We start from the raw sequence: 15034 nt of genomic DNA on the forward strand, positions 1-15034 counted from the left end.
CTTGCAGGCGTGATAAACGCCCGCGCGATTAAGTCACTGGAGGCGAACACGGTCACCGGCGTTGAGGGCATCAAATAATGTCTTACGTAGTTGCTCAAGCGCCTTTTCCATCTGCTCGGTCGTTTCTAACACGTCCCCACCAACGGCTTTTTTCATTTCGCGCGTAGCGTGGATCGCAAGCGTCTTTTTCAAAACGGGTACAGTCTGTACGGTAGGCGGGTCAGATATCGGTATCACTGGCGAGCTCTGCCCATCATGGCTAACTGATTTCTCTATCATCTGACGTTTTTTTAGCTGCTCATCAATCCAGTCGTTCATTCGCTGTTCAGCCTGTCCTTGCTGTAACTGGACCTCACTTTGCTCATGATAGATTTCAGGTATCGACTGTGTATTGACTACATGCTCACGACTTTGCTGCATTGGATACAACGCTTGATTCAACAATGAATCAGGTGCCTGACTCTGTTGCATCTGTTTTTTGACTTCTTCAATGCGGGTATCAATACGCTGTAAACCGTACTCACGGGCTTCGGTTAACAAACGCTGATTCACTTCTTGCACCTGTTCAATGAGCGGAACAATACAGCGGAGCTGAGAATAGGGCTTTGCCATTTGGTAAATGTGGCTTAGTTCAGTCAAGGCTTGATGAGCCTTTTCGTTTTTTTCTAACGCGCTACGATTAGCTTTAAAGCTGCCATTGAGTACTGTTGCCAACTGCTGCCAAGACTGGAGCTGATTGCCATAAAAATCACTGAGATCATCACGTGTTTCAGCAAAGTCTGCCAACGCGTTAGATTCATCGATCACTTTCTCCACCAGAGAAAAAGCTTCTTTCTGCGACAAAAGCGATTTAATCAGCTGAAGTCCTTCCTGAATCTCTTTTTCTCCGGGGAACTGCCCTGTTTGAATGGTGATTTGATAGCCGACATACTCACGTTCCCAACGTTCCAAAGTGGTACGAATATGCTTTGCCAATCCTTGCTCTTCGCGTTCGTTGAAAGACTCCTGCGCAACATTGTTCATGATATGTGCCGCCTTGCGCAGTTGGTCTTCATCATGCTGACGGACTTTCAGCAAACGTAACTCGCTATGCCGACGCGTATTCGTGAACACATCCCACGCCTGTTTCAAGCTAATTTGATTGTTTTGCAAGGTAAAATTGATTTTGCCTGAACGAGCCAAACGCGCGACCAACAATTTGACCTCGTCCTCTGGCCAACCAAAGGGGCGACGTCCAAAATGATTAAGTACATCCCGCAGGTAAACCGGCTTATGATAATCGACACTCATGCTAATCCAGGCTTCGACTTCCCGCGTAGCTTCTGGATTACCTTCCTCAGAGCACATAGCAAGATTGATTTGTGCAGTATCTTCTATCGTCAGGAGCGTATGAATTTCACGATTGATATCACTACTTGTTGGACGCAGCAATTTAAGTTTAGCGAAACTATTTTCAATGACATATCTACAGGCTTCATCCACCATGGCTGTTGGTGAGGCAGATTTTTTCGGTAAACGGACACCAATAGCATAAACCGTCGCTTCAACTAGCAGCTGTTCAATACGCACACGTAATGTTTTTTCACGACTCTGGTTTTCGCGATCCTTTTCCTTCAACAGCACATTTTGTTCTGGTCGCTGCCCAAATTGCTTGTTAAGGAAACTGTCTGTCTGCACCGTTATTTGCAAATCTTTCCACACCAGCAATTCATCAGCCAGTCGGATCAAGATACAACCGTTACCTTCAGCAGAATAAGGAATACAGGTAATATCATCGCGATAATGGTTATAGCAAGTATCCAGCGGGGTTAATATTTTCACCACTAAATCTTCCAGATGGGCGCCGTCTAAAGGGTGTCCATTACAGAAGCGGCTTATCGGGAAATCCTGCTTATTCACCGGGTAACGATATTTACGGTTTTTGAGCAAGTCATCAAAAATGAGGCTTGAGAGGCGGCGATTGATCGTGGTGTATTCTACTTCCACATTACGAATTTCATTCTCAATCTCTTTTTCTTCGTTAGTTAAGAACAAATATTCATCACCGCTACGGGCAATCAGCATTTGATTTTCAAGGCGCTGAAGGCTGGCCTCAAGCTGACGACGTAATGTGATTTTATCCGTATCAATCCGGTCGATTGTCAGAGTCACCAGATTATCTAAGGTGCTTTTTAGCAGATTAACATAGCGAATTAAGAATAGTGTCTTAAGCAGTTGGATATCCTGTTCATAGAGACCTAATCCCTCTGCTTGCTCAATAGTTCGCTTAACTGTAGGTTCCAGAAAACCCTCAATGGGTGCATAGAAACGCCAGAAAGGGATCAGCGTATTTAAATCATCCGACTGAACCTGTTGTGCCGCCGACTGAAACGCCGCCAGCAAGGAGCGCTCCCCCATGGCTAAATGTTTGCCCGTTGCCCCTTTGGTACGAATAGACTCAAACACTTTTTGTACCAGCTGAAAATGCCAAGGTACAAATGGGTAGTTATCAACAAATTCAGATGATTGCGTATAGGGCTTCAAAGTCGCCTTGGTCGTTGCATCAAAACCAAGCTGATTACGTAAAATGTCACCCTTCTGGGCAAAAATGGTTTGCAATGCTTCAACCGCTGATTCGGTTTTAGTTAATAAGCGTTTTTGAATAACTTCAGCGGTATTTGAACTGGAAAGCTGTAAACGCGTCGGGAATCGGCCCTGAATCTTAGAGAAATCCAAGCCATCACGCTGCTCTATACTACCAATAGCCGCATCAATATCCGCTTGCGACGTAACAATAACCCACGCTCGGCCACTACAGATCGTGCCAAGATTCTCAGTAATCGTCTGTAGTTTCAGCATCATCTGGGTATTTTTGCCAATAAACTGACCGACTTCATCGACCATAAACAAGATGTTGCCGTTTTCTCGGCTATCCAGATACTCTTCAACCCACTTGCAGAAGTTGGTGATATCTAAAGGAAAATTTGCATCAAACTGTTCCGCCCATTGACGTGACGATTCCTCACTTTGCCCGCTCGCTACACTTAATGCCTGTGCCATTTCATCACGGAAAAAGTCGTAAGCATCTCGCTCAGTTTCCCACGATGAGCCACTGATATCAGCAAAAGCGTCTTTAAACGCTTGATACTGTCCACGGCGGTCGAGTTCACGTTCTAAATGCGCGATATGCGGGAAGTCTGCACAGTAACCTACGCGTTCATTAAACACTTTTAGAAAGACTTTAAGGATCGCATCTTCACGATCGTCTGCATTAGCACGGGAATCAATATTGAATAAAAGCACTTCAGCCGGATACTGCACCGCTTTGCGAATATCAGCTAATAACAATGGATCTTCTACCTTGTCTTCAAAAAAAGACAACGCACTACGTCTATCACCATTGTGGATAACCTGCCGGTTGGCCAGCAAATAAGACAAGATTTTGATGAAATGTGATTTACCTGAACCAAAGAAGCCAGAAACCCAAACACCGATCTTATTCTCAACACGACCCCGTTCTGGGCCCACCGCGGGTAAATAAGCAGCAAAAAAAGCACGAAAATGACGATCAAGCTCACGCGTAATCACATATTCATCCAATTCAATGTAGGCGCTTTCATTGTCAATTTGTTCGGCTTTCACCACCCCGTTAATATTTCGGGTTAGCGGTTTGGCAAAGATTTGTTCAATATTCATCACGGTGCTCTTTAAGGATTATTCAGCAATACCGTAGGGCCAGTTTCAGGAACCAATCGGAATGCACGATAGTAGTTACGGGAATCAATCCCTGTGAGAGGTGTTAAGTCATAGCCGCTGTAGGTTCCCGGATAAAACATCAATAAAGGCGTGAATCCCATGACATCCTGTAGAGCGCTCATCAATTCGTGACCACGCACAAAAGGCCATGCATTCCCCAAGCCTGAAATAATCGCCAAATCCTGATCTTTTAAAGAAATGGTATTAGCAATGTGCTCAGCTATTTTTTTCTGACTGAGTAAACCTGAAAGCTGTTTCTTCATCGCTTCGGTACCCATCTGTTTTTCGCGCTCACAAACACGCTCAAATAAATTCCGTGCTTCCAACATATCAACCAATATCTTGAAGATATTCAGATGAACAAATGTGCGTTTCTTCTCCAACCGTTTAACCAGATATCGCAGGTATTCCCGCACCCGAATCTCTTTTTCAGCCGGGTAATCAAAAATCCAAAAACTGATTTCATTACCGGGGCGGGTATTACGTGGAATTCCCTCCATCTCTATGCGAGATTCAATTTGTGCTAGTCGGTATTCCAAAGCCCTGTCAATCACTGTTTTCCCTCCATGAGAGGAATCAAATCGCTGCGTTTAAGACGTATCAACAGATCATGAATTTCAGGTAGCAGGAATACGGTTTGCAGCTGGCGACGATGAGGAGCATCAAGATAACGGGCTTCACTTAATGCCTTTATCGCGTTATTGCCCATTTTCTTTAACGAAGACTCAGAGAAGCGGGTCAACTCAGGATGAACTCGACGTTGATCCTCAACAAAAACTTCCCATACATTAGCCGGCAAGGATTCACGGAATTGGCGTTTTGCATCATTAACCACCAATGAAATAAAAGCAGCGACCACAGGTGACTGCAACATCAACGCCACCATTAAGCATTGTTGACGTTCGCGTTCACTCCCATGTACCACCAACTCCAATCCTTTACTGTCCAACATAGATAGACGCAAGCGAAGAGTGCGCGCATAGCGAATCGCCGTCCTCTCCGAAGATGCCTGTAGGATATTTTCAGTGACAAGATGCTGCTGCCATTGCCCCTTGCTCGGTAATTGCAACATTATCTCGGCGATTAAACGACTTTCTCGGCTCCTCAAAGAACCGCCAAGGAGATCACCAATCCAGGTTTTATCGTACTTCATCTCATTTATAACCAGTGTTAAGAAATGGGCCGCTTTTTGATGTACTTTGCAAAATGAAGGGGGTTGTACAGGTCTTAATGAGTTGATTCCATCCAATGAAAGAGGCTGACTCTTCAATATCTTGCCTAATTGAAAAAATTTCTCATTTATTGTTATTTCCCCCAAATAAAACAACCTTACCAATAACTATACCCTATGGATTTCAAGATGCATCGCGGCGGCAAGGGAGCGAATCCCCGGGAGCATAGATAACTCTGTGACCGGGGTGAGTGAGTGCAGCCAACAAAGAAGCAACTTGAAAGATGACGGGTATAAATTATCAGGAAAATACACCGACATATTAAGATAAAAATAATACGAACAGAACATATAACCAATTAATTAGCATACGGTGCAATTATTAGCAAATATTAAAAACACAAATCAGGCGATTAGTAATTAAAAAATTTTAGAAAAGAACTCTATAAATAAAATATTAAGCAATTGAGGAAATCGACGGAGAAAAATAACCACTCAAGTTGGCGGAATTCAACTAATATGGAATTATTCCTAAATTACAGACAAAACAGATACTTTTAATCAAAATAATCATCAATGGAGACAACTATGCGCCATGCAATTTCCCTGCGGGACCTCTCTTTTCCGGCAATCATCGCCGGATTTGTCGCGGTTCTGGTTGGATATACCAGCTCAGCGGCTATTATCTTTCAGGCTGCTGAAGCCGCAGGTGCCACAACCGTGCAGATCGGTGGCTGGCTGAGTATGCTGGGACTTGGAATGGGTATCAGCTCTCTGGGACTATCGCTCTATTACCGGGCACCCGTCCTTACCGCGTGGTCAACACCGGGCGCCGCGCTGCTAGTGACAACGCTGCCAGGAACATCAATCAACGAGGCCATTGGTATCTTTATTTTTGCCTCGGCTCTGATCTTTCTGTGTGGTATTACCGGTCTGTTTGCACGGTTGATGAACTATATTCCACAAGCGCTTTCCGCCGCAATGCTGGCTGGTATTCTATTACGCTTTGGCCTTGATGCCTTTTCCTCGCTTTCAGTCAATTTTGTATTGACCGCCGGAATGTGCCTGACTTATCTTCTGACGCGCAAATATTTATCCCGCTATGCCATTGTCTTAACACTGCTATCAGGGCTGATTATCGCCTTTTTGCAGGGAGATATTCATTTTGAACAGCAATCCGCTGTCGCATTTGTTGCCCCTGAATTTATTGCACCCAGTTTTACGCTCTCTTCATTACTGAGTGTTGGTGTCCCATTTTTTATCGTTACCATGGCATCTCAAAATGCACCCGGTATCGCCACACTGAAAGCAGCGGGATATCCGGTTTCTGTTTCATCATTGATAAGCTGGACAGCGCTAATCGCGCTTATTTTATCCCCTTTTGGTGGTTTTTCCGTTTGTATCGCAGCAATTACAGCGGCTATCTGTATGAGTCCAGAAATTCATGCTAACCCCAATCGCCGCTATATGGCCGCTGCTGCTGCCGGGGTATTTTACCTGATAGCGGGCTTGTTCGGTGGCTCGATCAGTATGTTATTCAGCGCACTACCCATAGCCCTTATTCATACTATCGCCGGATTAGCGTTACTTGGAACCATTTCTGGCAGCCTGCTACAGGCCCTACAGAATGAAAAACAACGAGACGCAGCGGTAATAACATTTTTAATCACGGCTTCCGGCGTAACATTACTTGGCGTAGGTGCTGCATTCTGGGGGTTAATCGGTGGTGTAATAACCATGTTCCTTTTATCTTTACCTGAGAAAAACAAAATCGATCATTAGATGAACAGTAAAATTATACTTTTCAGCATTTTATGATACTTATTATTAATAAAACTTATGATAATTTGCCCGGTTTGTTGCGCGCTGAATATTACGATGGGACATATCTAAAACCTTAAATCCTCTTACTCGCAAAACTGGGCTTTCTATTATGAAATTTTTTAATATTAGCAAGTTAACTGTTATTTTATCCTGTCTGGCGATCCCTTATAGCTATGCAGATGACCGCCCAATTCTTTCTATCTCTGTCAGTCAGTCCGGAGGAAATCCAATCACTGCTGATGGTCATTTATCCAGAAAACCTAATAAACAAGAATCACGAATACTGCCTATTTGGGGGGATGAGGCCAGAGCTAAAGGTTATGACCTACCAGAGCCTTTTGGCGCTAGTTATGGTTATATGAATATGCGACAGAATATCGTTGTAGACGATATTAAAATTATTATACCGGATACCCCAGGATTTGAAGATTCACTGGGTATTCAAACAGGCAAGACCCGAGAAAAGAATGAATCCCATATGCTCAAGCTGGATACTTGGGTTCTGCCTTTTCTGAATATTTATGGCGTTTACGGCTGGACAAAGGGTACATCGAAAACCAACATTGAAGGAATTCGTTTTATGGGTCAGACTATTGAAGGAATGAAAGATATTCCCTTCACACTGGATTTTAAAGGTAAAACCTACGGTGGCGGTTTGACTCTGGCAGGAGGTTACGACCTGTTCTTTGGTACGCTTGATACCAACTATACCTACACTAGTTTGGATATTTTGGATGGCAAAATCAGCGCTTTGGTCATCACACCGCGTATTGGTTATGAATTTACATTCCAACCAATCATCCCGGGGCAAGGAAATACCAAATTACAAGTATGGACCGGCGGTATGTACCAGAAAATTACTCAGAAATTTGAAGGCAAGATTAGTAATCTGGACTTACCCCCTATGTTTGACCGAATGGTAAGTGCATTCGATGATTATGATAATATGAAATTCAAAGTGAAACAGCATGTTTCGGCTCGCTGGAATAATACCGTCGGCGCAAGGCTGGAAGTCACACGTAATTTCAACTTGCTGACGGAAGTTGGCTTTAACAAACGTAATAGCTGCTATATTTCAGGAGAATTCCGTTTTTAATGAATATCCGCTGTACTTTATATCGGCTGGCTTTAGTCAGCCTTTTTATTTCTGATTTCTCATATGCTCAAACACCACTCAGCAGGGAAAAAATTGATCACTGGCTTGAAAAATTAGGTGGCAGTAATACCTATGACAGCAGTAAAGCGATTGATTGGGGCATTTTACCCGGCCCTTTTTATACCCCAGAATTAGGTGCTGGCCTTGGTGTTGCTGTCGTTGGTCTTTATCGGCCAGATGATAACGATCATACCAGCCAAATCTCTTCCCTTTCCCTGAATGGATTTACCTCTTCAACCGGCGCCTTTGGGTTCACATTTGATAATTACAATTTTTTTGCTGATGATCAGTGGCGTTTCTTTCTTTCCGGTACATTGAATAACGTTCCTACCTACTACTGGGGAACCGGATATAACGCAGGCAAGATAGATGCCCACAAAGAAAAATATCGCTCACAAGAGCTGCGCTTACAACCCAGAACTCTTTATCGGGTTGCTGATTCTACCTATTTAGGCGCTGGCTGGAATTTTTCATCACTACATGCCAAAGACCCTGACAATGGCGCGAAAAAACTATTCGCAACCGAAAGCGACGGACGATCCATTTTAAGTTCTGGGGTAAGCGCCTATTTCAGTTATGACACCCGGGATTTCCTGCCTAACGCTTATCAAGGGCAAGTGCTTGATATTACCTACACACATTTTTCCCCTACATTGGCAAGTGACCGCCGGTTTAACACTGTTGATATGCGATACAGCCACTATTATCAATTAAATGAAAAATCTGTATTGACATTTGATAGTTACGGCCGTTTTACCGATGGTCAAGTACCGTGGAATATGCTGTCAATGTTGGGTAACAGTAACCGGATGCGCGGATATTATGAAGGCAGATACCGGGATAAAAATGTCATCAGCACCCAATTAGAATATCGGCGCAAATTGAATTGGCGGCACGGATTTGTCTTGTGGGCTGGGGCTGGCACCCTAAGCCATTACGCAGAAGATATTGGCTCAGAAAACTGGCTACCCACCGTTGGCGTTGGCTATCGCTTTGAATTCAAGCCCAAAATGAATGTGAGACTAGATTTTGGTATCGGTAAGAAAAGCAATGGATTTTATTTTCAGGTAGGAGAGGCGTTTTGAAATTGCGTTTATGGATTGCTGCTTTAATGTTAGTTGCAGGATGCCAGGGAACATTTTCTCCAATTGCACCTGTACAACCTGATTTAAATAGTGAAACAAACGCCGAAGCAACACGAGCATGGCCCGTTCTTAATCCAATCCCTTCTCCCGAAGGATTTAGAGCCTGCTGTGCTTTTGGCTATAATTTAAAAACTCAATTACTTGCCATTCCAATACCTTTTTATCAAATAAGTAATGTACTGGATGCCGATAATCTCGGCGAACATCATTACACTAACAGTTTTTTTGGTAATGTCGCTGCACTAACAGGTATTAGTAATGAAAAAGTGGGGATGATATACACCCGCCGAGGCGGATTCATTGACATTTCCCATGTCCGGGATACTGCCGATAATGCTGTTTTTCTATTCAGCCAAATTTGGCCCCGTCTTGGAGAAGAATGGCATATAGAGTTGAGTAACGAATTAGCATCACGCCGCATCCAGTTTTATCAATTCATGCCACCAGCAACTACAGAACAACGCTATACCTTAAGTGCTTATCTGGCCGTAAAACTCGCTTTTGAGCTTGCTGTATGGCATGAAATTGCCCAATGGTATGGTTATCAATCTGTACCAGGATTTTCTGAAAAAGTGTCGGCGTTTTCTCCTGAAGATCTCTATTCCAATCTATTAGGAGCCCGCCTTTCTCTTTCATTGATATTGGCAGGGCAAGTTCCGTCAATGAAACAATACCGCCTATCAATGCAAGCCATTTTACCTCCCGCACTGCGTGAGCTGGAAGCCTTATCTGCTGATGAAACCCGTAAAATGTTTGAACGGGTTGATGGTATCTGGTGGGACAGTAAACGTCGAGTACCTGATAAGCGCTTAATTCTTCAGCGTGATTACCATACTCACAGCAACCGTATGCCTAATATGGTTCCGACAGAACGGCAACAACCTCTCAGACTGGCCCTACCACAACAATATTCTGGCTATGTATTATCTGAATTAGCCGAATTACAATTGTGGCCTGGCCGCCAAATGCAAGAGCTTCCTGTGCCAGAAAGCTACTGGAACGTGAATGATTTTCCACAACTGGCAGAAAAAGCGAAAGAGCAGCAAGAAAATCATTGATTCATATATACCCAATGGATTTCAAGATGGATCGCGACGACAAGGGAGCGAATCCCCGGGAACATAGATAACTCTGTGACCGGGGTGAATGAGTGCAGCCAACAAGGAGGCAACTTGAAAGATAACGGGTATATTACCAATGAAAATAACATCATCAGTCAATGACATATAAAAAGATCTCAGATTACTATTTCTTAATGAATAATTTTAACGAATTATCATCAATTATTATTTACCATTTCCATAACATTATACCATAATATAAAATCAATCCCCCCATAATAGAACCAACTACATTAACAGCCCTTAAATTAAGTCACCAAAGAAAAACCACATTCCCAAAATATTATTCCAAATAACAAAAAACCGTACTGAAATATTTACAAAGATAAAAAAACAATAACTAATTGATATAAAATAATTAATATAAAACAACATAAAAAACAAATTAAAGAATCAAAAAAACATTAATCTGCCAAACAAACACCAACAGAAATAAAATTCACAAAAACAAAAAAACACAGGTATTAATTCCAAAAAACACTCACACATCGTGTATTTTACTTATTTTCACTCATAACATAGAAGTTTACTCTTAATTTAATTTAAATAATAAAAAAAACTTCTTAAATACGTATAATCGTCTATAATATATAATTCCAAGGTATAAATATGTATCAACAATATCATCTTTATCTAAGTAAAAAAACAATAACTTACATCAGCAACAATTAAATTTATTAAATCTAACTTAAGAGCCTATCTCAATAGGCGTAATTGTTGCAGGCAGTTTGAACACGGACAGCGCGGAAAAACCGGAGCGTACACGTAGTACGTGAGGATTTTGAGCACTGCCCAGGTTCAAAATGGCAAATAAAATAGCCCTATTGGGATAGGCAGTAAGTTACCAGACTATTTTCAGTCACATAATATGTTGATTTTTATTTTAAATTCATAAAATCAAATTAATTTTTCAGACGGACACAAACATCTTTTTAAAATCTTTTTGATGTGTCAGGGGATTCAGGGCCCCTCTCTTCACTACCCTGATAAGGCCAATTCAATACATCCCTACTCCCGGAGAGGAAAAATGAATAAACTAGCTTTATCCACCGCCGCCGCTCTTATTTTTACTACAAGCTCTGCAATTGCATTCGAGGGTGCTAATGGTGGCACTATACATTTTTCTGGTGCAGTTGTTGATACCACTTGTACTATTAACGGTGGTGTTTCAGCGAATCTGTCAATTATATTAGCTCCTATCTCTGTCTCTCAAGCCAGCCAAAAGGAAGGTTTACTTGATTCCGGTAAAAAAGCATTTTCACTAGAATTTTCTAACTGCCAATCCAAAGCGGTTGGTTTTGCCCCAGAAACCTCTATGCTGAAAATAGAGTTTTCATCAGCAAACTCTATTTCTAACGATGGTAAGTATCTGGTCAACGAAGAAGTTAATGCAGATGGTAAGCCTAAAAACGTAGGTATTGCTATTGTTAAACATTCAGAAGAAAATACCCCGATTATTCTGAATAAAGCTTTTGATACCGGGATCAAAGGTTCTGGCTCAGCGCCTGAAGTTATTGATTTCTATGCTAAATATTATAAAGTAGGCACTGCTGAGGCGGACCCAGGTAAAGTAGTAACAAGGGTTACTTATCACCTTACTTACCTATAATTATTGACCACAATAAATAAAGCCTATTTAGATAAATAGGCTTATCTACTTTGACAAAAATAACATTATGAAGAAATTATTTTTAGCTACATTATTAACGGTGACGGCTTTACCCTCATATGCCAACATCGTCATTAATACAACTCGTGTTATTTATCCAGCCAGTAATAAAGAAGTGTCTGTTCAATTATTAAATGCGGGCGATCAGCCCTCTCTGGTACAATCCTGGATAGATGATGGCGATCCTAACTCAACACCTGAAACAGCTAAAGTCCCTTTTTTGCTCACGCCTCCAGTCGTCAAAGTTGATGGCAATAACGGCCAACAACTAAGAATTAAGTACACTAACAGCAACCTACCCCCTGATCGGGAATCACTGTTTTATTTAAATGTTCTAGATATTCCCCCCGTTGCAGAAAATATTGCCGATAAAAACGTCATGCAGATTGCTATTCGTACCCGCATCAAATTTTTCTATCGGCCTGAAAAGCTTTCTATTTCACCTAAACAGATCGAACAGCATATTGTATTAAAACGTGACGGCAGCAAATTAAAATTGGATAATTCATCACCCTATTTCCTAAATGTTGTCGGCCTCAAATCTTCCAACACTCAACCTAATTTATTAAACGAGGGAACAATCATTAAACCACTCTCTTCTTATTCATTCAGTACCAATGTAAAATTAAAAATCGGAGACAAATTAACTTTAGCTATTGTTGACGACTTTGGTTCTATAAATAAATTAACTTTACCACTTCAATAGTGATATTACTGGCATAGCATAGAACATGATAAGAGAAAAAGTTAGTCCGTTAGCTCTGATAATCACCACTATCCTGTATACAGATTATTTATGTTATGCCACAACATTTAATACTGATTTTTTGGCTGGCGAATCTGCAAAAGCAGATTTGTCCAGATTTTATTCTACTTCCGAATTACCCGCTGGCCGTTACGATATTGATGTATACCTAAATAATGACTGGAAAGGACGATTTGATATTCATATCCAAAACGATGGCAACGATATTTACTTGCTAAATGAAGATTTGCCAAGGTTAGGTATAATAATTGATAAGAACCAATTACCAGAATCATCCTTATCTCAAGATGAAATTCTCCTTACTAAGATAATACATGAAGGAACAGCTAATCTTGATGTTCCTAAACTCAGCTTATATTTGGTTGTCCCTCAAGCTTATATTAAAAATGAACTAAAAGGCTACATCGATCCTGCATTCTGGGACAAAGGGATTCCAGGAGCCATGCTTTCCTATAATGCCAACTATTACCGTACTCAGAATAGGAATAAACAGCATCGTGGTCATGAAAATGAAGATAATGCTTACGTATCACTTAATAGCGGTTTAAATCTATTTGGCTGGCAATTACGTGATCAATCCGCTTATCACTACACACGTTCAAATGGCAATAAATGGAGTAATAATACCCGATATCTGCAACGAGGAATTTCATTAATTAACTCAGAGCTTCGTATTGGTGATCGCTATACATCAAGTGATTTGTTCGATTCTTTCCGCTTCCGTGGTATTAATTTAAAAACAGATATGCGCATGTACCCGGATGCCTGGCAAGGGTTTTCCCCTATCGTCCGGGGAGTTGCACAGACTAACGCCTTGGTAAAAATCACGCAGGATAACGTTATTATTTACCAAGGTAGTGTACCACCGGGACCTTTTGCCATTGATACTATTTTACCAACAGGTTCTGGCAGCGACTTATTTGTCGAAGTTACAGAAGCGGATGGACGCACCAACAGCTTTACTGTTCCCTTTTCATCCGTCCCTAATATGATGAAAGAAGGTCTTAGCAAATATGATATCAGTGCAGGAAAAGCCCAAATTGCCAACAGTCACCATAAACCCAACTTTTTCCAAGCCAGCTATCAATATGGGTTCAATAATATTCTTACCGGTTATACAGGTGCCATTATCAGCAAAGACTATTATTCATTACTATTAGGCAGTGGATTTAACCTAGCGATTGGCGCAGTCTCAATTGATATTTCACAATCCAGTACTAAATTTGACAATACCCCAACGATGAAAGGCCAGAGCTACAAAGCAGCTTATAGCCGCTATATTCCACAAACAGGAACCAATTTCTCTCTAGCTGCTTATCACTATTCAACTAAAAACTATCTGAATTTGATCGATGCCATTAATCTGCATGACTGGCTAAGTAGCGGATACAACCGACAATACTATTCTCATCAGAAAAACACTTTCAATATTAATTTAAACCAAAATCTTGGTCGCGGGGCAGGTTCACTTTTTCTTTCGGGAACATTCCGTGATTACTGGAGAACCCAGAATAAAAGCAGAGAGTATCAAATGGGATATTCCAACAGCCTGGGCAAAATCAATTATACCCTGACAGCAAGCCGTGTTCGGTACAATATCAATGAAACAGACAGTAAAGAGGAACAACGTTACTATCTGATGCTGTCTGTTCCTTTTGAGCTGTTTGATTATCCTGCCTATCTGACCAGTAATATCTCAATCAATGATAATCACTACAACAACAGTGATTTGGGATTAAGTGGCAGCGCAGGCCCACACAACCGTCTGAATTATCACCTTAACATTTCAGATCAGAAAAGCGGTTCCACCACAACCAGCGCAAATTTGACCTATAAAACATCCGTTTCCACACTCAGTAGCTCTTATAGCCAATCCAAGGATTACCGTCAGATGGGACTCGGTGCAACAGGCAGTTTGGTTGCTTATCGGGGCGGCATTCTGGCCGCTAATCAGGTTGGAGAAACCTTTGCAATCATTGACGCACCAGGCACAGCTAATGCTTCTGTGAATGGTGATAAAAGCATGGTGACGAATAACAGCGGTAAATTGTTGATACCTTATCTTTCCCCTTACCGTAAAAACGCCATCATGCTGGATACCAGTGAAGTGCCGGAAGAGTCGGCTGAACTTATCGGTAACATCAGAGATGTTGCTCCCTATTCCGGTTCTATTACCCATATCAGATTTAAAACAGACCAGCGAAAAACTTTTATTTTCTACTCCACTCAGGCCAATGGTAAACCTTTACCTTTCGGTACTGAAATTGTCGATTCAGAAGGTAACAGCCTTGGATATATTGGTCAGGGTAGTATGGTTTTCCTACGAGTAGAAAAATTGCCGCAACAAGTTTATGTCCGCATTGATAAATCAGGTGAAAAGAGTTGTGTAATAAGCGATCCACAACCTGATGAAATGGACTCAACCGCCAATACTTGTCGTTAAGGGA

At 41.6% G+C, this 15034-nt stretch carries 10 protein-coding genes; 7 read left to right on the forward strand and 3 right to left on the reverse strand.

What is annotated here, in order from left to right:
• Positions 1 to 33 precede the first annotated feature (33 nt).
• The 3 genes from brxC to AM629_RS11290 are packed head-to-tail and all read right to left on the reverse strand — an operon-like array spanning position 34 to position 4888.
• Positions 34 to 3675: a BREX system P-loop protein BrxC gene (gene brxC / locus AM629_RS11280; protein WP_054478994.1), complete on the reverse strand. Its 3642-nt coding sequence runs from the start codon at positions 3673 to 3675 to the stop codon at positions 34 to 36.
• An 11-nt stretch (positions 3676 to 3686) separates the two neighbouring features.
• Positions 3687 to 4289, reverse strand: coding sequence for a DUF1788 domain-containing protein (locus AM629_RS11285; RefSeq protein ID WP_054478996.1), 603 nt, complete (start codon positions 4287 to 4289; stop codon positions 3687 to 3689).
• Positions 4286 to 4888, reverse strand: a complete 603-nt coding sequence (locus AM629_RS11290; RefSeq protein WP_054479028.1) for a DUF1819 family protein — start codon at positions 4886 to 4888, stop codon at positions 4286 to 4288. Before AM629_RS11290 ends, AM629_RS11285 begins: the two co-directional genes overlap by 4 nt.
• A gap of 606 nt (positions 4889 to 5494) precedes the next feature.
• On the opposite strand from AM629_RS11290, the gene AM629_RS11295 reads away from it, so the two are divergent.
• The 7 genes from AM629_RS11295 to AM629_RS11325 all read left to right on the forward strand — a co-directional run bounded on the left by AM629_RS11295 (position 5495) and on the right by AM629_RS11325 (position 15030).
• A complete protein-coding gene (locus AM629_RS11295) occupies positions 5495 to 6688 on the forward strand; it encodes a benzoate/H(+) symporter BenE family transporter (RefSeq protein ID WP_054478998.1) in 1194 nt (397 codons plus the stop codon).
• A 151-nt stretch (positions 6689 to 6839) separates the two neighbouring features.
• Positions 6840 to 7826, forward strand: coding sequence for a hypothetical protein (locus AM629_RS11300; RefSeq protein ID WP_054479000.1), 987 nt, complete (start codon positions 6840 to 6842; stop codon positions 7824 to 7826).
• Entirely contained in the window at positions 7826 to 8971 is a 1146-nt protein-coding gene (locus AM629_RS11305; protein ID WP_054479002.1) for a BamA/TamA family outer membrane protein, read from the forward strand. The genes AM629_RS11300 and AM629_RS11305 overlap by 1 nt, the downstream gene beginning before the upstream one ends.
• Positions 8968 to 10089: a DUF4056 domain-containing protein gene (locus AM629_RS11310; RefSeq protein ID WP_083451917.1), complete on the forward strand. Its 1122-nt coding sequence runs from the start codon at positions 8968 to 8970 to the stop codon at positions 10087 to 10089. The genes AM629_RS11305 and AM629_RS11310 overlap by 4 nt, the downstream gene beginning before the upstream one ends.
• 1090 nt (positions 10090 to 11179) lie before the next feature.
• A complete protein-coding gene (locus AM629_RS11315; protein ID WP_054479005.1) occupies positions 11180 to 11761 on the forward strand; it encodes a fimbrial protein in 582 nt (193 codons plus the stop codon).
• A gap of 67 nt (positions 11762 to 11828) precedes the next feature.
• A complete protein-coding gene (locus tag AM629_RS11320) occupies positions 11829 to 12527 on the forward strand; it encodes a fimbrial biogenesis chaperone (RefSeq protein WP_054479007.1) in 699 nt (232 codons plus the stop codon).
• 25 nt (positions 12528 to 12552) lie between these two features.
• A complete protein-coding gene (locus AM629_RS11325) occupies positions 12553 to 15030 on the forward strand; it encodes a fimbria/pilus outer membrane usher protein (protein WP_054479009.1) in 2478 nt (825 codons plus the stop codon).
• The last annotated feature ends 4 nt before the right edge of the window (positions 15031 to 15034 follow it).

The sequence above is a fragment of the Photorhabdus heterorhabditis genome (assembly GCF_001280945.1).
Classification (GTDB): Bacteria; Pseudomonadota; Gammaproteobacteria; order Enterobacterales; family Enterobacteriaceae; genus Photorhabdus; species Photorhabdus heterorhabditis.